At 70.4% G+C, this 19,289-nt stretch carries 16 protein-coding genes; 12 read left to right on the forward strand and 4 right to left on the reverse strand.

The window, feature by feature from the left end; translation table 11 throughout:
- Positions 1-46: 46 nt before the first annotated feature.
- From ABT186_RS05785 to ABT186_RS05805, 5 genes are all read left to right on the forward strand, one after another.
- Positions 47-928, forward strand: a complete 882-nt coding sequence (locus ABT186_RS05785) for a TatD family hydrolase (protein ID WP_351226003.1) — start codon at positions 47-49, stop codon at positions 926-928.
- Between the two features lie 166 nt (positions 929-1,094).
- Complete coding sequence (locus ABT186_RS05790; RefSeq protein ID WP_351226005.1) at positions 1,095-2,447, forward strand: resuscitation-promoting factor; 1,353 nt, start codon at positions 1,095-1,097, stop codon at positions 2,445-2,447.
- A gap of 43 nt (positions 2,448-2,490) precedes the next feature.
- Positions 2,491-3,393 (forward strand): 16S rRNA (adenine(1518)-N(6)/adenine(1519)-N(6))-dimethyltransferase RsmA, encoded by a 903-nt coding sequence (rsmA, locus tag ABT186_RS05795; protein ID WP_351226007.1) that lies wholly within the window; start codon positions 2,491-2,493, stop codon positions 3,391-3,393.
- The gene (locus ABT186_RS05800) at positions 3,394-4,287 is read left to right on the forward strand and encodes a 4-(cytidine 5'-diphospho)-2-C-methyl-D-erythritol kinase (protein ID WP_351923764.1); all 894 of its coding nucleotides are present in this window, start codon (positions 3,394-3,396) and stop codon (positions 4,285-4,287) included.
- Positions 4,288-4,395: 108 nt separating this feature from the next.
- Positions 4,396-5,724: an acyltransferase family protein gene (locus tag ABT186_RS05805; RefSeq protein WP_351226011.1), complete on the forward strand. Its 1,329-nt coding sequence runs from the start codon at positions 4,396-4,398 to the stop codon at positions 5,722-5,724.
- A gap of 6 nt (positions 5,725-5,730) precedes the next feature.
- On the opposite strand, the gene ABT186_RS05810 is transcribed toward ABT186_RS05805, so the two are convergent.
- Complete coding sequence (locus ABT186_RS05810; RefSeq protein ID WP_351923766.1) at positions 5,731-6,324, reverse strand: Uma2 family endonuclease; 594 nt, start codon at positions 6,322-6,324, stop codon at positions 5,731-5,733.
- A 157-nt stretch (positions 6,325-6,481) separates the two neighbouring features.
- On the opposite strand from ABT186_RS05810, the gene ABT186_RS05815 reads away from it, so the two are divergent.
- From ABT186_RS05815 to ABT186_RS05830, 4 genes are all read left to right on the forward strand, one after another.
- Entirely contained in the window at positions 6,482-8,293 is a 1,812-nt protein-coding gene (locus tag ABT186_RS05815; RefSeq protein WP_351923768.1) for an ABC-F family ATP-binding cassette domain-containing protein, read from the forward strand.
- Between the two features lie 237 nt (positions 8,294-8,530).
- Complete coding sequence (locus ABT186_RS05820; protein WP_351923770.1) at positions 8,531-10,273, forward strand: outer membrane protein assembly factor BamB family protein; 1,743 nt, start codon at positions 8,531-8,533, stop codon at positions 10,271-10,273.
- Positions 10,274-10,346: 73 nt separating this feature from the next.
- A complete protein-coding gene (locus ABT186_RS05825; protein ID WP_351923772.1) occupies positions 10,347-12,188 on the forward strand; it encodes an outer membrane protein assembly factor BamB family protein in 1,842 nt (613 codons plus the stop codon).
- 252 nt (positions 12,189-12,440) lie between these two features.
- Positions 12,441-13,139, forward strand: a complete 699-nt coding sequence (locus ABT186_RS05830) for a helix-turn-helix transcriptional regulator (RefSeq protein WP_351226021.1) — start codon at positions 12,441-12,443, stop codon at positions 13,137-13,139.
- Positions 13,140-13,146: 7 nt separating this feature from the next.
- On the opposite strand, the gene ABT186_RS05835 is transcribed toward ABT186_RS05830, so the two are convergent.
- Together ABT186_RS05835 and ABT186_RS05840 are read right to left on the reverse strand one after the other, a co-directional pair.
- On the reverse strand, positions 13,147-13,467 hold the full coding sequence (locus ABT186_RS05835; protein ID WP_351226023.1) for a hypothetical protein: 321 nt from the start codon (positions 13,465-13,467) through the stop codon (positions 13,147-13,149).
- Positions 13,468-13,488: 21 nt separating this feature from the next.
- Complete coding sequence (locus ABT186_RS05840) at positions 13,489-15,168, reverse strand: sodium:solute symporter family protein (protein ID WP_351923774.1); 1,680 nt, start codon at positions 15,166-15,168, stop codon at positions 13,489-13,491.
- Positions 15,169-15,347: 179 nt separating this feature from the next.
- Between ABT186_RS05840 and galT the strand changes: the two genes are divergently transcribed.
- From galT to galK, 3 genes are read left to right on the forward strand one after another with little or no spacing between them, the layout of a single operon-like run.
- Positions 15,348-16,433, forward strand: a complete 1,086-nt coding sequence (gene galT, locus ABT186_RS05845; protein ID WP_351226027.1) for a galactose-1-phosphate uridylyltransferase — start codon at positions 15,348-15,350, stop codon at positions 16,431-16,433.
- Entirely contained in the window at positions 16,430-17,407 is a 978-nt protein-coding gene (galE, locus tag ABT186_RS05850; protein WP_351226029.1) for a UDP-glucose 4-epimerase GalE, read from the forward strand. The genes galT and galE overlap by 4 nt, the downstream gene beginning before the upstream one ends.
- Positions 17,408-18,550 (forward strand): galactokinase, encoded by a 1,143-nt coding sequence (gene galK / locus ABT186_RS05855; protein ID WP_351226031.1) that lies wholly within the window; start codon positions 17,408-17,410, stop codon positions 18,548-18,550.
- A gap of 84 nt (positions 18,551-18,634) precedes the next feature.
- Here the strand turns inward: galK and ABT186_RS05860 are convergent, their stop codons facing one another.
- The gene (locus ABT186_RS05860) at positions 18,635-19,090 is read right to left on the reverse strand and encodes a GNAT family N-acetyltransferase (protein WP_351226068.1); all 456 of its coding nucleotides are present in this window, start codon (positions 19,088-19,090) and stop codon (positions 18,635-18,637) included.
- Positions 19,091-19,289 lie beyond the last annotated feature (199 nt).

Genomic DNA, 19,289 nt, shown 5'->3' on the forward strand with positions numbered 1-19,289 from the left:
ACCCTGGCGTGCGATGCGCGGCATGCCCCTTTCGTAGGATCGGGGCATGCCTTCCCAAGCGTCCGACAAGAACGCGCCGCCGCCGCTCCCCGAGCCCCTCCGGGTGCCCGTCGCCGACTCGCACACCCATCTCGACATGCAGTCCGGCACGGTGGAGGAGGGCCTCGCCAAGGCCGCGTCGGTCGGCGTGACCACGGTCGTGCAGGTCGGCTGCGACGTGAAGGGCTCACGCTGGGCCGCCGAGACGGCCGCGGCGTACGAGGCCGTGCACGCCACCGTCGCGCTGCACCCCAACGAAGCCCCGCGCATCGTCCACGGGGACCCCGACGGCTGGTCCCGGCAGGGCGCCCGGGAGCCCGGCGGGGACGCGGCCCTGGACGAGGCCCTTGCCGAGATCGACCGCCTCGCCGCCCTCCCGCACGTCAAGGGCGTCGGCGAGACCGGACTCGACCACTTCCGAACCGGGCCCGAGGGCAAGGCCGCCCAGGAGCGGTCCTTCCGGGCGCACATCGAGATCGCCAAACGGCACGGCAAGGCGCTGGTCATCCACGACCGTGACGCCCACGCCGACGTGCTGCGCATCCTCAAGGAGGAGGGCGCGCCGGAGCGGACCGTCTTCCACTGCTACTCGGGCGACGCGGCGATGGCCGAGGTATGCGCGCGCGCCGGGTACTTCATGTCGTTCGCCGGCAACATGACCTTCAAGAATGCGCAGCCGCTGCGCGACGCGCTCGCCGTGGCACCCCTGGAACTCGTCCTCGTGGAGACCGACGCGCCCTTCCTGACACCCGCGCCGTACCGCGGACGGCCCAACGCGCCATATCTCATTCCGGTCACGGTCCGCGCGATGGCGGCGGTGAAGGGGGTCGAGGAGGACGTGCTGGCGGCGGCGGTGGCAAAGAACACGGCGCGCGCCTTCGATTACTGACCGATAACGCTCCCGGGCCGTCGGCGACCGGTCGGCGCTCCCCGGGGTGTCCGTGCTCCCGCGCACAACCGTGTCGCGACACCCTGCCACGGCGTTGCTTTGGAGAGTGACGGCCAGCCGTTAGGTTCTGGTCGCCCGTTTCGGACCCTCTCTGGAGCGTGTCGTCGTGAGCAACCGGAAGCAGCGCCCGCTGCCGGGACCCTACGGTTTCATCCCGGCGTACGAGGCCCGCGCCCCCTACGGCCAGGCGTACCCGGACACCTACCGGCCCGCGTACGAGACCCGGGCCCGGGTGCGGGCGCGCCAGGCGGCACGCGCCGCGGAGCCGACGGACCCATTGCTCTCCCCGCCGGAGGACGGCGCCCCGCGTGGCGGAGGGCGCGCCCAGGCCCGGCACGCCGCGCGGCGCAAAAAGGGCGGCACGCGCCCCGACTCCATGCGCCGACTGCTGCCGCAGGCGCTGGTCGTCGCCTTCCTCGCCGGCGGCACCACCGCGTTCGTCGCCAAGGACAAGGCCGTCGAGCTGAATGTGGACGGCAGGCCGCGTATGTTGCACACCTTCGCCGACGACGTGGGCGAGCTGCTCGCCCAGGAGGGCGTGGCGGTGGGGGATCACGACGTCGTCGCGCCCACGCCCGGGTCGCCGCTCGCAAGCGGCGACGAGATCGTGGTGCACTACGGGCGCCCCGTGCACCTCACCATCGACGGGCAGCGGCGCCAGGTGTGGACGACGGCGCGCACGGTCGACGGCGCGCTCCAGCAGCTCGGGGTGCGCGCGGACGGAGCGTACCTGTCGATCACGCGCTCCCGGCGGATCGGCCGCGAAGGGCTCGCGCTGGACGTCCGCACCGAGCGCACGGTGACGGTCCTGGCCGACGGGCGGGCGCGCACCATCCGGACGAACGCGGCGACCGTGCGCGAGGCCGTCGAGCAGGCCGGGGTCACCCTGCGCGGCCAGGACATGACGTCCGTGGCACCGGGGAGCTTCCCGCGCGACGGGCAGACGGTGACCGTGCTGCGGGTGACCGGCTCGAAGGAGGTCCGGGAGGATCCGATCCCGTTCGATGTGCGGCGCACGGACGACCCGACCCTGTTCGAGGGCACGGAGATCGTGGCGCGCGCCGGGCAGCCGGGCACGCGCCGCATCACCTATGTCCTGCGCACCGTCAACGGCGTCGAGGAGAAGCCGAGGCGGATCGGGACCGAGGTGGTGCAGCAGCCGCAGACCCAGCTGGTGCGGGTGGGCACCAAGCCGCACCCGGACCCGGTGAAGGGCGCGGAGGGCCTGAACTGGCACGGGCTCGCGGCCTGCGAGTCCGGCGGCCGGCCGCAAGCGGTGGACGCGTCCGGCACCTACGGCGGCCTCTACCAGTTCGACCGGCACACCTGGCGCAGCCTCGGCGGCTCCGGCCGTCCGCAGGATGCCTCGGCCGAGGAGCAGACATACCGGGCGAAGAAGCTGTACCTGCGCCGGGGCGCCAGTCCCTGGCCGCACTGCGGGCGGCACCTGTACAGGTGAGCGGGGAGCACGGCCGCCCCGCACCGCCCCGTACCCTTGGTCCGTGAGCAGCCCCACCCCCGACGCCCTCCTGGGCCCCGCCGACATCCGTGAACTGGCGGCGGCCCTCGGCGTACGACCCACCAAGCAACGCGGCCAGAACTTCGTCATCGACGCCAACACCGTGCGGCGCATCGTGCGCACCGCCGAGGTGCGCCCCGACGACATCGTGGTGGAGGTGGGGCCCGGACTCGGCTCGCTGACGCTGGCGCTGCTGGAGGCCGCCGAGCGCGTCACCGCCGTCGAGATCGACGACGTCCTGGCGGCGGCGCTGCCCTCGACCGTCGCCGCACGGATGCCGGAGCGCGCCGAGCGGTTCGCGCTGGTGCACTCCGATGCCCTGCACGTCCGGGAGCTGCCCGGTCCCGCGCCCACCGCGCTCGTGGCGAACCTGCCGTACAACGTCGCCGTGCCCGTCCTCCTCCATATGCTCGACACCTTCCCGAGCATCGAGCGGACCCTGGTGATGGTGCAGTCCGAGGTCGCGGACCGGCTGGCCGCCGCACCCGGGTCGAAGGTGTACGGGGTGCCGTCCGTGAAGGCCAACTGGTACGCGGACGTCAAGCGCGCCGGAGCCATCGGGCGCAATGTCTTCTGGCCCGCGCCCAACGTCGACAGCGGACTCGTCTCGCTGGTCCGGAGGGCCGAGCCGATCAAGACGACGGCATCGAAGGCGGAGGTGTTCGCGGTCGTGGACGCCGCGTTCGCGCAGCGGCGCAAGACGCTGCGGGCGGCGCTCGCCGGGTGGGCCGGGTCGGCCGCCGCGGCCGAGGCCGCGCTCGTCGCCGCCGGCGTCTCGCCGCAGGCGCGCGGGGAGTCGCTGACGGTCGAGGAGTTCGCGCGTATCGCCGAGGCTGCGTCACTGCGGGGGGCGACCCCCGCACCCCCGAAGGAGGAGTCCGAGTAAGTGAGCGTCACCGTACGCGTCCCGGCCAAGGTCAATGTGCAGCTCGCGGTGGGCGGTGCCCGCCCCGACGGCTTCCACGACCTGGCGAACGTCTTCCTGGCCGTCGGCCTGTACGACGAGATCACCGTGACCCCGGCCGACGAGCTGCGCGTCACCTGCTCGGGGCCGGACGCCGCGCAGGTGCCGCTCGACGTCACGAACCTGGCGGCACGGGCGGCGCTGGTGCTCGCCGAACGCCATGGGCTGGATGCGGCCGTGCACATCCACATCGCCAAGGACATCCCGGTCGCCGGCGGCATGGCGGGCGGCAGCGCGGACGGCGCGGGCGCGCTGGTGGCGTGCGACGCGCTGTGGGGTACGCGGGCCTCGCGCGAGGAACTCCTCGACATCTGCGCCGAGTTGGGCAGCGATGTGCCGTTCAGCCTGGTGGGCGGGGCGGCGCTGGGCACCGGGCGGGGCGAGAAGCTCCAGGTGCTGGAGGTCGGCGGGAACTTCCACTGGGTGTTCGCGATGGCCGGGCGGGGGCTGTCGACTCCCGCCGTGTTCCGGGAGTTCGACCGGCTGAGCGAGGGCGTACGCATCCCCGAGCCGGTCGCCTCGCAGGATCTGCTCGACGCGCTGGCGAAGGGGGACGCGGTGGCGCTGGCGGCCGCGGTCTCCAACGACCTTCAGCCCGCGGCGCTTTCGCTGTTCCCGGAGCTGGCCAGGACGCTGGCCGCGGGGCGCGCGGCGGGGGCACTGGCGGGGCTGGTGTCGGGGTCGGGACCGACGACGGCGTTCCTGGCACGGGACGCCGCCGGCGCTGAGAAGATCGCGGAGGCGCTGGTCGCGTCCGGTACCTGCCGGACCGCGCGGGTGGCGGTGTCACCGGCGCCGGGGGCGACCGTGGTCTGACCCGGCCGCGTACGCCGAAGTCCCCGTACGCCGAAGTCCTAGTACTCAGAACGCACTTGAGTACGAGCGCGCTGACGTCTCCTACGGCGTCCGCGCGACCGTACCCTCATGAGACCCAGCGACCTCGCCGCCGCCACCCCGGCCTCCCGTGACCGCTTCGTCGATCTGTTGCGGGTCGCCTCGCTCGGTACCGTCGTGCTCGGCCACTGGCTGATGGCGGCCGTGTCCGTGGGCGCGGACGGGCATGCCCAGGTCGGGAACCTGCTCGCCCTCCAGCCCCGGCTCCAGATCCTCACCTGGGTGTTCCAGGTCATGCCGGTGTTCTTCTTCGTCGGCGGCTTCTCGCACGCCCTCTCCTACCGCTCGCTGAGCCGCCGGACCCCCAGGGCCTACTCGGCGTTCCTGCGCGCCCGGCTCCAGCGGCTGCTGCGGCCGACCGTCGTCTTCATCGGGGTGTGGGGGGCGGCGGCGCTGGCCCTGCAACTGGCGGGACGCGGAGGCGGTTTGCTCGACGTCACTCTCCGACTCGTCGCACAGCCCCTGTGGTTCGTCGGGATCTACCTCGCGATGGTCGCCTTCACACCGCCACTGCTGAGGCTCCACGAGCGGTTCGGCTGGGGTGCCTTCGGCGGGCTGGTCGCTGCGGCCGGGGCGGTGGACCTGCTCCGCTTCGGCCTCGGCGTCCCCTACGTCGAGTTCCTCGACTTCGCCTTCGTCTGGCTCGCGATCCACCAGCTGGGGTTCCTGCGCGCGGACGGGAGGCCGACCCGGCCGTACCTCCTTGCCGGCGCCGGACTCGCGGGCGCCGCGCTGCTCGTCGCGTACGGGCCGTATCCGCTGTCGATGGTCGGCATGCCCGGCGAGAAGGTCTCCAACATGGCGCCGCCCACGCTCGCGCTGCTGTGCCACGGGCTGTGGCTGGTCGGAGCGGTGGAGCTGCTGCGCGGGCCGGCCACGCGGTGGCTGCGGCGCCCGCGCGTGTGGCGCACGGTGGTCGTGGCCAACGGCATCTCGATGACCGCGTTCCTGTGGCATCTGACGGCGATGCTCGGCGTCTACGGGGCGCTGCTCGCCGCGGGTGTCCGGCTGCCGGAGCCCGGGTCGGGTGCGTGGTGGATACAGGTACCATTGCGGATCATGGTCGCCGGGACGCTCACCGGGGTCTTGGTGGCCGTCTTCCGTACCTTCGAAAAACCCTCGGGCGTACGGGAGTCGAGTGCGCCGCGCGCCTGGGCGGGACCCGCCGCCGCGCTCGGCGTCACCCTGTCCTTGTTCGGGGTGCTGGGCCTGTCGATGGTCGGCTTCGGGGGACTCCTGGAAGGCCGCACGGCGCTGCTGATAGCCGTGCATGTCACGGCACCGGTGGCGGTCGTGATGACGCTCGCGGGGTGGTTGCTGGTGGAGCGGGCTGGGCGGGCGCGGGGTGCCGCCGTCTGACCGGGCTCAGATGTCGTCGATGGCGGTCAAGTCGATGTCGATGTCGTACGGCACGGTGACCTTGACGTGGTCGTGGTGGATGCCGGTCAGGGCATATGTGCCTGTCGCCTGCCCGAGTTCGTAGATCTGGACGACCGGGCTGTCGTCTTGACCCACCATGTCGACGAGCCAGTAGTGGGGGATGCCCGCCGCGGCGTACTTGTGCGGCTTGGTGTCGCGGTCGCGTGCTCTGGAGTCCGGTGAGACGACTTCGACGGCGAGCAGGACGTCGGCGACACGGTAGTACGTCTGGTCACGGCTCTTGACGGCCTCCCTGCGGACGACCGAGATGTCTGGCTCGGGGCCGTTGCGGCGGTCGATGACCACGGTCATCTCTCGGCGGACCCTCAGCTCCGGTGGCGCGGTGCGGCGCAGCCCGTGCACCAGCAAGTCGATGACAATGCTGTGGAAATCCCGCTGCGCACTCACGAAAACCAGGCTCCCGTCGATCAGCTCGGTATGCGGCGGGAGATCCGGCAATGTGAACAGGTCGTCCACGGTGTAGCCGTCCGGCGGCGGCACCGGCCAGGGGTGGCGGTGCTCTACGGACTCGGCAGTCATGGTTCCTCCCATGGACGGGATCCTGCGGCCTGCTTTCCCACCGTAGCCGTCGTTCACGGATCACGTCACCACAAAGAGTGACGATCCCCGCGCGTCCCGTCCCCTCCCCCGGAGGGCCTACGCTTGAAGGCTGATCGATCCCCGCGTCAGGAGTGAAATGGCCGTCAACCTGGTCAATGTCGAGAACGTCAGCAAGGTGTACGGCACCCGCGCCCTGCTCGACGGCGTCTCGCTCGGCGTGTCCGAAGGGGACCGGATCGGGGTCGTCGGACGCAACGGCGACGGCAAGACCACCCTGATCCGTATGCTCGCCAAGCTGGAGGAGGCCGACTCCGGCCGCGTCACCCACTCCGGCGGGCTGCACCTCGGCGTGCTCACCCAGCACGACTCCCTCGACCCGGCCGCCACCGTCCGTCACGAGGTCATCCGGGACATGGCCGACCACGAATGGGCGGGCAACGCCAAGATCCGGGACGTGCTCACCGGGCTGTTCGGCGGTCTGGACCTGCCCGGCTTCCCCCAGGGGCTCGACACCGTCATCGGGCCCCTGTCCGGTGGGGAGCGGCGCCGCATCGCGCTGGCCAAGCTGCTCATCGCCGAACAGGACCTGATCGTCCTCGACGAGCCGACCAACCACCTCGACGTCGAGGGCATCTCCTGGCTCGCGCAGCATCTGCGCGAGCGCCGCTCCGCGCTCGTGTGCGTCACCCACGACCGGTGGTTCCTCGACCAGGTGTGCACACGGATGTGGGACGTACAGCGGGGCACGGTCTTCGAGTACGAGGGCGGCTACTCCGACTACGTCTTCGCCCGTGCCGAGCGCGAGCGCATCGCCGCCTCCGAGGAGACCAAGCGGCAGAACCTGGTCAGGAAGGAGCTGGCCTGGCTGCGGCGCGGCGCGCCCGCCCGTACTTCCAAGCCCCGCTTCCGCGTCGAGGCCGCCAACGAGCTGATCAAGGACGTGCCGCCGCCCCGCGACAGCAGCGAGCTGATGAAGTTCGCGTCGTCCCGGCTGGGGAAGACCGTCTTCGACCTCGAGGACGTCAGCGTGCAGGCAGGACCCAAGGTGCTGCTCAAGCACGTCACCTGGCAACTCGGCCCCGGCGACCGTATCGGCCTCGTCGGCGTGAACGGCGCGGGCAAGACCTCCCTGCTGCGCGCCATGGCCGACGCCGCGCGCAGCGAGGGGGAGCGGCAGCCCGCCGGCGGCCGGGTCGTCACCGGCAAGACCGTCAAGCTCGCCTATCTGTCCCAGGAGGTCGCGGAGCTCGACCCCACCTGGCGGGTCCTGGAGGCCGTGCAGCGGGTGCGTGAGCGCGTCGACCTCGGCAAGGGGCGCGAGATGACCGCCGGGCAGCTGTGCGAGACCTTCGGCTTCAACAAGGAGAAGCAGTGGACCCCGGTGGGCGACCTCTCCGGCGGTGAGCGGCGCAGGCTCCAGATCCTGCGGCTGCTGATGGACGAGCCCAACGTCCTCTTCCTCGACGAGCCCACCAACGACCTCGACATCGAGACCCTCACCCAGCTCGAGGACCTCCTCGACGGCTGGCCCGGCTCGATGATCGTGATCTCCCACGACCGGTTCTTCGTCGAACGGACCACCGACCGGGTGTACGCGCTCCTCGGCGACGCCACGCTGCGGATGCTGCCCCGCGGTATCGACGAGTACCTGGAGCGGCGCCACCGCATGGAGGAGGCCGCCGCCGCGGCCGCTGCCCCGTCCCTGGCACCGGCGGAGCAGAAGAGCACCGTCTCCGCCGCCGATGCCCGCGTGGCCAAGAAGGAACTCCAGCGGATCGAGCGGCAGTTGGACAAGATCTCCGAGCGGGAGGCCAAGCTCCACGAGCAAATCGCCGAGAACGCAACGGACTTCGAGAAGGTGGCCAAGCTGGACGCCGAGCTGCGTGAACTCGTGGGCGAGCGTGAGGAGCTGGAGCTGCGCTGGCTGGAACTCGCCGACGACGCCTAGGCGTTCGAGGGGAGGCGCGCACACACGACGTGCGCGGCGTGAAGACCCCGTGAAGGCGCGTAACGAGGGCATCACGGGCCGGTCCTCCCTTGGGAACAGGGGCAGGACCGGCCCCGTCCGTAGGGGCACCGCAGTGATAGAAAGGGCCGTCTGAGAACAGTCTGAGGACCACCGGCGTGGCGGAAAACGAGTACCACGGGCGTGGGGACACATCAGTTGATGAGGGGGAACGCGCTGATGACTCAGCCGCCCGACCAGCCGCCGCAGGGTGGCTTCGGAGCACCGCAGAATCCACCGCCAGGCGGTTTCGGTGCTCCCCAGGACCCGCGGCAGGCCACACCGCCGCCGCCGCCCGCCCAGCCCCCGGCCCCGCCGCAGCCGGGGTACGGCTACCCGCAGCAGCAGCCCGGCCCGTACGCGCAGCCGGGGCCCTACAGCCAGCCGGGTCCTTACGGCCGGCAGCCCGGCCCCTACGCCCAGCCCCAGCCCGGTCACGGCTACCCGCAGCAGCCGCCCCAGTTCCCGGGTGCGCCCACCCCGCCCCCCGGAGGCGGTTCCAGGAACCCCTTCAAGGGCAAGCCCGCCCTGGTCGTCGGCGCCGCCGTCGCCGCGCTGCTCGTCATAGGCGGCACGGTGTACGCGGTCAGCGGCGGCGGGGACAAGAAGCCCACCGCCGGCAAGAGCCATGACGCCACGCCGTCCGCGGACACCTCCACCCCGGTCAACCCGGGCGACGGCAGCGGCGACGGCGGCGAGGACCCCGAGAACCTCAACGACGGCCGCAAGGCGGGCGAGGCGAAGGTGCTCTGGTACAAGCAGGCGCCCGACGCACCCGGTTCGGGCGCAGACGCCCCCAGCATGTGGATCACCGGCAAGGCGGCGGTGAAGGCCGCGTACAAGCAGGTCTTCGCCTACAACGTCGGCAACGGCAACCCCACCTGGGCCCCGATCTCCTTCCCGCAGAAGATCTGCGCGGTCACGCCGCAGAAGACCGCCGACGACAAGGTCGTCGTGGCCTACATGAGCGGTGTCAGCGACAACGCCAAGTGCAACCAGCTCCAGGAGATCGACCTCGGCACCGGCAAGAAGGGCTGGAGCGCCCAGATCGCCGAGGGCGCCCTGTTCGACAGCACGCTCAACATCAGCCTCAGCCTCACCGGCAAGACCGTGGTGGTCGGCCGCTCGCAGTCCGGTACGGGATACGACGTGGGCACCGGCAAGAAGCTGTGGGACAAGCAGGAGTACACCGGGGCCTGCTTCCCGACCGCGTTCGCGGGCGGCGCCAAGCTGATCTCCGTCGCCTCGTGCAGCGCCGGCAGTTCGAACGAGCACGACGAGGTGCAGGAGCTCGACCCGGCGACCGGCAAGGCCAGGTGGACGAAGAAGATCCCCAAGGGCTGGACGGTCGCGCGCGCCTACTCCGTCGACCCCGTCGTCCTCTACCTCACCAACGAGGACAAGAAGAAGTGGAACGTCTCCACGCTGAAGAACGACGGCTCGCTGCGCTCCCAGGTCGACGTCAACGAGTCCTTCGCACCCGAGTGCGGCTGGGCCGTCCTCAGCCGTGATCTGCAGGGCTGCACGGGCGCGGTGGCCGACGCGAACACCCTGTACCTGCCGACGGAGGCCAAGAGCGGCCCCAACGAGGTCGTCGCGATCAGCCTCGACACCGGCAAGGAGAAGTGGCGGGTGAAGTCCCCGGCGGCCCAGTCGATGCTCCCGCTGAAGACGGACGGCACGAACCTGATCGCATACGTCGAGCCGTCGTACGACGGCGGCGGCCAGGTCGTCTCCATCGCGACCGGAGCCGGGCACGCCACGAGCAAGCTGCTGCAGAACCCGTCGGGCGCAGCGAAGATCGAGAGCGGCTTCTACTCCAAGGTGATCGACTACGTGGACGGGCGCTTCTACATCTCCACGACCCGCCTGACGGGCGGCACCCGGACGAAGGAGAAGCTGATGCTGGCCTACGGCAAGTGACCCGGCTCCTGACCCCTTCGCTCCTGCCCACCACTCTTCCGTCCTTTCTTCCGTCCTTCGAGGTACTCACGTCATGAGCCAGCCGCCCCCGCCCCCGAACCAGCCGCCGCCGGGCGGCTTCGGCGCGCCCCAGGACACGCCCCCCGGTGGCGGTTTCGGCGCCCCCCAGAGCCCACCGCCGGGCGGTTTCGGCGCGCCCCAGACGCCGCCCCAGACGCCGCCCCAGACGCCGCCCCAGACGCCGCCGCAGACTCCGCCGCCCGCGCAGGGACCCGGGTACGGCTACCCGCCGCCGCAGACTCCGCCGCCCGCACAGGGCCCTGGCTACGGCTACCCGCAGACGCCGCCCGGTCAGCCCGGCTACGGCTATCCCGGCCCGCAGCCCGGCTACGGCTACCCGAACCAGCAGTCCGGCTACGGCTATCCGCAGCCGCAGACCGTCCCCATGCAGCAGGGGGCCCCGCAGGGCGGCGGCCGCAAGGGGCCGGGCGCCCAGGTGTGGATCGTCGTCGCGGCGGTCGCGGCCATCGCGCTGATCGTCGGCGGCGGGGTCTGGTACGCGAACAGTTCGTCCGGCGGCACCAAGGACAAGAAGTCCGCGTCGGGCGGCACCGGCGGGGACAACAAGGGGGGCGGCACCACAGGCTCCGGCAGCGGGGGCAAGGAGAAGGTCCCGGCCAACACCAGCGCCAAGGTCCTCTTCCAGCTGCCCGCGCCGGAGATCAAGGACAAGGACGAGATCGACAGCGTCGCCGGCTCCTGGCTCACCGACTCCGTCTACGCCAAGGCCGGAATCAACAAGATCGTCGGCTATGACGCGGACACCGGCGCGATCAAGTGGACGCTGCCGCTGGACGGCCAGACCTGCGCGGGCTCGCCCGAGATCAGCTCGTCCGGTGTCGCCGCCGTGGTGACCGAGTCGGGCAAGCGTGCCAATGCCCGGGACCACAAGCCGTGCAGTGACGTCACGGCCTTCGAGGTCGCCACCGGCAAGAAGCTGTGGACCAAGTCGATCAACCCCAGCGGTACGCCCCTCCGGTTCGGCGAGGTCTCGATCAGCGGCAACACGGTCGCGGCCGGCGCCGGTTACGACGGTGGCGCCGCTTTCGACCTGACCACCGGCAAGGTGCTGTGGCAGCCCAAGGTCGGCTCCTGCACGGACGTCGGCTACGCGGGCGGCGAGCAGCTCGTCGCGGTGCGCAAGTGCGGCGACTACGGCAACGAGACGTACGAGGTGCAGCTCCTCGACCAGAAGACCGGTGCCGTCAAGTGGGGCTACAAGCTCCCCAAGGGCATCGACAACGCCAAGGTGATCTCCACCAAACCGGTCGTGTTCGGGCTGGACTCCGGCGATGTCACCGCGTCCGGCGCCACGGACGTCTTCTCGATGGACGACACCGGCAAACTGCGCACGAAGATCACGCTCGCGGACGGCAAGTACGGGCACGACTGCGGCGTCGGCAAGATCCACGACTGCCACGGGATCACGGTCGGCAACGACAAGCTGTACGTGCCCACCCAGCAGCACGACGGTACGGGCCAGAGCACCCAGACCAACGAGATCATCTCGTTCTCGCTGGCCACCGGGAAGACCACCGGTGACAAGATCGACGCGGGCGACGACTACGAGATCTTCCCGATCCGCATGGACGGGGGGAACCTGCTGGCGTACAAGAGCGGGCCGTACGACAAGGGCGCCCAGGTGGTCTCGGTCGACGGTACGACCCTGAAGCAGACCAAGCTGCTGGAGACCCCGGCCTCCGAGGGCGTGCTCAGCGCGATCAGCAGCATGGTCCCGAAGAACTCGGAACTGCTCTACACCGACGGCCGGTTGTTCCTCGGCAAGGACCTGGCGAGCAAGCCGTACTCGTCGGACCAGAAGTCGTACACGGCGCTCGGCTTCGGCGCGAAGTAGCGCGTACTCCGCGCACGGCGAAGGCCTCGCTCCTGTTCAGGGGCGGGGTCTTTCGCGTACCCCTCATCAGGCGCGAATGGGCGGGATTTCGGTAATCCGGGGCACTTCTCACCAGTAGGGGAAGCGCAATGTCGAACAAGCGTGTAGCTTCCGGGGGCATAAAGGGCGGGGGGTGCAGCCGGGGGCTTCTGTCCGTGCGGGCCGGGGGGCATCCATAGTGGGCATCCATGGGGGGGACTGGGGGGTTGCTCGATGGGAGTGCGGCTCATGGTGGTCGACGACCACCGACTGCTCGCCGAGGCACTGGCCTCGGCGCTGAAGCTGCGGGGGCACCGGGTGCTCGCTGCGGCGGCGCCCGTGGCGGGCGCGGCGGAACTGGTGATCACCAGGGCACCGGAGGTGTGCCTGCTGGGGACGGCGACACCCGCCGAGCCGGGGGCCTTCGACCCGGTGGTGCGGATCAAACGGGAGCGTCCGCAGGTGGCGGTGCTGGTCCTCGGGCCGGTGCCGAACCCGCGGGGGATCGCGGCGGCGTTCGCCGCGGGCGCCTCGGGATACGTTCGCCACGACGAGCGTATCGAGGGCGTCGAGCGGGCGATCATGAAGGCGCGGGCGGGTGAGGCGGCGGTGGCGCCGCAGCTGCTGCAGGGCGCGTTCAGCGAACTGCTGAACCCGGCCGCCCAGCCGGACGACGAGGGCCAGCGGCTGCTGCAGATGCTGACCCCGCGTGAGGTGGAGGTCCTGGTGCGGGTCGCGGACGGTGAGGACACGCGGCTGATCGCGGCCGGCATGGGCATAGCCCCGTCGACGGCCCGCACCCATGTCCAACGGGTCCTGATGAAGCTGGGCGTGGGCTCCCGCCTCGAGGCTGCCGCCTTGGCCGCACGGACGGGGCTCCTGGACCGCGCCGGTCCGGTCAACCACGCGACACCGCCGGGGACGGAGACGTAGCGGCAGGTCACTCCCGCTTCTCGTCCGGCAGAACCTCGGGAAGCGGCGTGACCGGCGGAGCCATGGGGCGCAGCTTCAGCCATACCAGGAAGAAGATGCCGAGCAGCAGCATCCCCAGCCCGGTCCACAGGTTGATGTTGACGCCCTGCGCCTTGCGGATGGCGGCGTCGGAGGCGGTGAAGCCCGCGATCATGACGATGATGCCGTAGACCACGAACAGGCCGCCGATGATGCGGCGCAGGTCGAAGATCCGTGCGGCGGTCGTGGACTTCTGTTTCAGCTCGATGACCTCGCGCTGGACCTCGCGATCGGAGTAGTGCTCGGACATGGTCTCTCCATCCTCCCGCGGTCAGAGCGAGAACGGGACGTAGCAGGCGGCGGCGAGGACGACCGAGCCCCAGCCCAGCAGGGCGGGCCTGCGGTACCAGGCGTCGTCGCCGGCGGCGGGCGGCTCGGCCATGCCGGGCGAGGTGGTGCCGTACACCAGGCCCTGGAGGTCCTCCTCCGGCTTCGACGCGGTGAACAGCGAGACGGCGACCATCACGACCGCGCCGGCCACGAAGCCGGCGATCGCCGAGACGAAGTTGGCTCCCTGGTCGGAGGGGATGCCGATGATGCCGTGCTTGTAGATGACGAAGTAGTTGATCATCGCGGTGACGGTGCCGCCGAGCAGGCCCCAGAAGCCGGACTTCGCGGACGCGCGCTTCCAGAACATGCCGACGACGAAGACCACGAACATCGGCACGTTGAAGAAGGAGAACAGCGTCTGCAGGTAGCTCATGATGTTCGAGAACGAGGACGCGAGGAACGCCGTGCCGATGGAGGCGACGACGCCGATGGCCGTGATGAGGCGGCCGAACTTCACGTAGTACTCGTCCTCGCGGTGCCTGACCACGTACTTCGACCAGATGTCGTTGGTGAACACCGTGTTGAAGGAGGACACGTTGGCCGCCATGCCGGCCATGAAGGCCGCCAGCAGACCGGTCACCGCGATGCCCAGCACACCGTTGGGCAGCAACTCCTGCATCAGGTACGGGATCGAGTCGTTGTACTGCAGGCCCGAGCCGGGGGTGCCGATCTTCGGGACGAGGACGGCGGCGACCAGGCCCGGGATCATCACCAGGAAGACGATGAAGATCTTCGGGTACGCGGCGATCAGCGGGGTGCGCTGGGCGGCGGAGAGGTTCCTCGCGGACAGGGCGCGCTGCACCTCGGCGAAGTTGGTCGTCCAGTAGCCGAAGGACAGCACGAAGCCGAGGCCGAGGACGATCGTCAGCCAGTTGGCGCCCAGCGGGTTGGCGTGGCCGATGCCGGTGCCGCCCCAGGCGGTGACGAAGTTGTGGCCGTGGGTCGCGGTGAGCTTGTCGGTCAGGCCGCCCCAGCCACCGACCTTCTTCAGGCCGAGCACGGTGATCGGGATGAGGGCCGCCAGGATCACGAAGAACTGCAGCACCTCGTTGTAGATCGCGGACGACAGTCCGCCGAGGGTGATGTACGCGAGTACGAAGAAGCCCGCGACCACGATCGCGACCCATTGCGGCCAGCCGAGCAGCGCCTCGACGACGATCGCGAGGGCGTAGAGGTTCACGCCGGCGATCAGGATGGCGGCGAAGGCGAACAGGATCGAACTCAGCAGGTGTGCGCCCCTGTCGAAGCGGAGCAGCAGGAACTCGGGGACCGAGCGGACCTTGGAGCCGTAGTAGAAGGGCATCATCACAAGGCCCAGGAAGACCATGGCCGGGATGGCGCCGATCCAGTACCAGTGCACCGTGTATGCGCCGTACTGAGCACTGTTGGCGGCCATGCCGAGGATCTCGGTGGCAGCCAGGTTGGCCGAGATGAACGCCAGGCCGGTGATCCAGGCGGGCAGCGAGCGCCCGGACAGGAAGAAGTCGAGGCTGGTCTTCACGGAGCGGCGGGCGGCGAAGCCGATGCCCAGGACCACGGCGAAGTAGATGCCGAGGATCGTGTAGTCGAGCCCGTTCGTGGGCAGTCGTAGCTCGGCCGCCAGATATGTGGGGGTTTGCATGGTTACTCGCTTCGCTGTATGAACCAATCAGTTCCCGGAACCTGTGCCTCCGTGTTCGATATTTTGAACGCTTTTGATGGTGAAGTTTGTTTGTTTGTGACGTTGACTGGCGTGGTGGCTTGTGGTTTGTTGTGTTCGGTTATGTTTGAAGGCTGGGTGGCTCGAATGGAGAGTCCGACGTGAAGAAGACCTCGACCCTGCTGGCCGACGGTCGTGAGCTCATCTACTACGACCTGCGGGACGACGCCGTGCGCGACGCGGTCGACCGCCGGCCGCTGGAGCGCACCGTCACGACCTCCGAGATCCGTCGCGACGTGCTGCTCGGCGACCGTGTCGCCATCGCCTCGCACCGCCAGGGCCGCACCTACCACCCGCCGGCCGACGAATGCCCCCTGTGCCCCTCCCAGGGCGGGAGGCTGAGCGAGATCCCGGACTCCTCGTACGACGTCGTGGTCTTCGAGAATCGTTTCCCCTCCCTCGCCGGCGACTCCGGCCGCTGCGAGGTCGTCTGCTTCACCTCCGACCACAACGCCTCCTTCGCCGACCTGACCGAGGAGCACGCGGGGCTGGTCCTGGACGCCTGGACCGACCGCACCGCGGAGCTGTCCCACCTGCCCGCCGTCGAACAGGTCTTCTGCTTCGAGAACCGCGGCGCGGAGATCGGCGTGACCCTCGGCCACCCGCACGGCCAGATCTACGCGTACCCCTTCACCACGCCGCGCACCGCCCTGATGCTCCGTTCGCTCGCCGCCCACAAAGAGGCCACCGGCGGGGAGAACCTGTTCGACGCCGTCCTGGAACGCGAGCTCGCCGACGAGCGGGTCGTCCTGGAGGGTGAACAGTGGGTGGCCTTCGTGCCGTACGCCGCCCACTGGCCGTACGAGATCCACCTCTACCCGAAGCGCCGCGTCCCCGACCTGCTCGCGCTCGACCAGGAGGCGCGCACAGAGTTCCCCAAGGTGTATCTGGAACTCTTGAGGCGCTTCGACCGGATCTTCGATGGGGGGGATGGTGGGGAAAACGCCGTGAGTGAGCCCCCGACGCCGTACATCGCCGCCTGGCACCAGGCGCCGTTCGGCACGCTGGAGGAGTTCGAGGGCGTCAGCCGTGACGACTTCGCGCTTCACCTCGAGCTTTTCACCATTCGCCGCACTTCCGGCAAGCTGAAGTTCCTCGCGGGTTCCGAGTCCGGCATGAACGTGTTCATCAACGACGTGCCGCCGGAGGCCGCGGCCCGGCGACTGCGAGAGGTAGCGAGTTCATGAGTGGGAAGTACCTGGTCACCGGCGGCGCCGGCTATGTGGGCAGCGTGGTCGCGCAGCACCTGCTGGAGGCGGGCCACGAGGTGGTCGTGCTCGACAACCTCTCCACCGGCTTCCGCGAGGGCGTGCCGGCGGGCGCTTCCTTCATCGAGGGCGACATCCGCGACGCCGGCAAGTGGCTGGACCCCTCCTTCGACGCGGTCCTGCACTTCGCCGCGTTCTCGCAGGTCGGCGAGTCGGTCGTGAAGCCCGAGAAGTACTGGGACAACAACGTCGGCGGCACCATGGCGCTGCTCGGCGCGATGCGCGAGACGGGCGTGCGCAAGCTCGTCTTCTCCTCCACGGCGGCGACGTACGGCGAACCGGAGCGGACGCCGATCGAGGAGAGCGCCCCGACCAGGCCCACCAACCCCTACGGCGCCTCCAAGCTCGCCGTCGACCACATGATCACCGGTGAGGCGGCCGCGCACGGCCTGGGCGCCGTGTCCCTGCGCTACTTCAACGTGGCGGGCGCCTACGGCAGCTGCGGCGAGCGGCACGACCCCGAGTCCCACCTCATCCCGCTGGTGCTCCAGGTCGCGCAGGGCCGCCGCGAGGCCATCTCCGTCTTCGGCGACGACTACCCGACGCCGGACGGCACCTGCATCCGCGACTACATCCACGTCGCGGACCTGGCCGAGGCGCACCTGCTGGCCCTGGACGCCGCCACACCAGGCGAGCACCTGATCTGCAACCTCGGCAACGGCAACGGCTTCTCCGTGCGCGAGGTCATCGAGACGGTGCGCCAGGTCACCGGACACCCGATCCCCGAGGTCGTGGCCCCGCGCCGGGGCGGCGACCCGGCGGTCCTGGTCGCCTCCGCGGCCACGGCCCGCGAGCGGCTCGGCTGGAACCCGTCCCGCGCGGACCTCGCGGGGATCGTCGCGGACGCGTGGCAGTTCGCGCAGGACATCGCAAGCAACGCAAGGGAGCAGTAGGTGGGCGTACGCGAGGGCTTCGAGGAGCTGTACGGGACGGCTCCCGAGGGCGTCTGGACGGCACCGGGCCGGGTCAACCTGATCGGCGAGTACACGGACTTCAACGAGGGGTTCGTGATGCCGTTCGCGCTGCCGCACACGGCGGTCGCCGCGGTCTCGCGCCGCACCGACGGCGTGCTGCGCCTGCACTCGGCGGACGTCGAGGGCCCGGTCGTCGAACTGCACGTCGACGAGCTTCAGCCTCTGACGAACACCAGCTGGGCCGCGTACCCGGCGGGTGTCGTCTGGGTGCTGCGCGAGGCGGGCCACGCGATCACCGGCGCGGACCTCCATCTGTCCTCGACGGTGCCGACGGGCGCGGGCCTGTCGTCGTCGGCGGCCCTTGAGGTGGTCACCGCCCTGGCCCTGAACGACCTGTACGACCTCGGTCTGACCCGCCCGGAGCTCGCCCGGCTCGCCCAGCGCGCCGAGAACGACTTCGTCGGCGTGCCGTGCGGCGTCATGGACCAGACGGCGTCGGCGTGCAGCACCGAGGGCCACGCCCTGCACCTCGACTGCCGCGACCTCTCCATCCGGCAGATCCCCTTCGACCTGGCCTCCCAGGGCCTCTCGCTGCTGGTCGTCGACACCCGCGTGAAGCACGCGCTGGGCGACGGGGCGTACGCTGAGCGGCGCGAGGGGTGCGAGGAGGGCGCACGGCAGCTCGGGGTCTCGCATCTGCGGGACGTTGCGTACGAGGACCTGGAGTCCGCGCTTGCGCGCCTGTCCGACGAGCGCGTGCGCCGCTATGTGCGTCACGTGGTCTCGGACGACCACCGTGTCGACCAGGTCGTCGCCCTGCTGGACGCGGGCGACGTCCGGGCGATCGGTCCCGTGCTGACCGAGGGCCATGTCTCCCTGCGGGACGACCTGCGCATCTCCTGCCCGGAGCTGGACCTGGTGGTGGACACGGCGAACGCCTCCGGCGCGCTCGGCGCCCGGATGACGGGCGGCGGCTTCGGCGGCTCGGCGATCGTGCTGACGGAGGCGTCCGACGCGGACACGATCACCAAGGCGATCGAGGAGGCGTTCGGCTCCGCCGGTTTTACGGCGCCTCGGGTGTTCCCGGCGGTGCCGTCGGCCGGCGCCCGTCGCCTGAACTGAGCCCCGGTCCTGGGGGCTGCCGCCCCCAGACCCCGCTTCGGCCTGAACGGCCTCGTCCTCGATCGCCGTACGGGCTGATTCTGCTCAGCCCAGTCTCTTCGTCAGTGTGTACTCCGTGATCCCCGGCGGATAGTCGGGGATCACGCACACCACGTCATAGCCCTGCTTCTTGTAGAACTCGGGGGCCTGGAAGTCCCAGGTCTCCAGGCGTGCGGCTGTGCAGCCGCGCCCCTCGCGCGCCGTGCGCTCCGCCTCGGCCAGCAGGCGCGTGCCGAGGCCCGCGCCGCGATGGCGGTCGTCCACCCACAGGTAGGTGACGTGCAGCCACGTCGTCCAGGTGTGGCCGACCAGCCCGCCCACCAGCTCTCCCGCGGCGTCCAACGCCCAGACGTGGAGCGGAACTTCGCGTTCACCAGGCGTTCCGCGCAGTGCGCGCAGCACCGGTGACGCCACCGTGTTCGTCTCGCGCAGCCGGGCGCGGAGCAGATCCCGACGCACTTTGTCGACTTCTGTCTCGATACGAAACATGTGGCTCACCATAAACGCGCTGGCCAACCAGTTCTGCAAATTTCCTTCCGCTCCCGGCCCCTGGCCCTACCCTGTGAACAGCACCGGTGGGGGCCGGTGCTGATCAGGGGGCGAGACAGTCGGGTACGACGCCCGGGGTGGGGGTAGCAGTTCCAGCACGGCGGCGGCCGTGTGGCTGCGTCGCCCCGTCCCAGGCGAATGACCGGGGGAC

It is taken from the genome of Streptomyces sp. NPDC001634 (genome assembly GCF_040298185.1).
Taxonomy (GTDB): Bacteria; Actinomycetota; Actinomycetes; order Streptomycetales; family Streptomycetaceae; genus Streptomyces.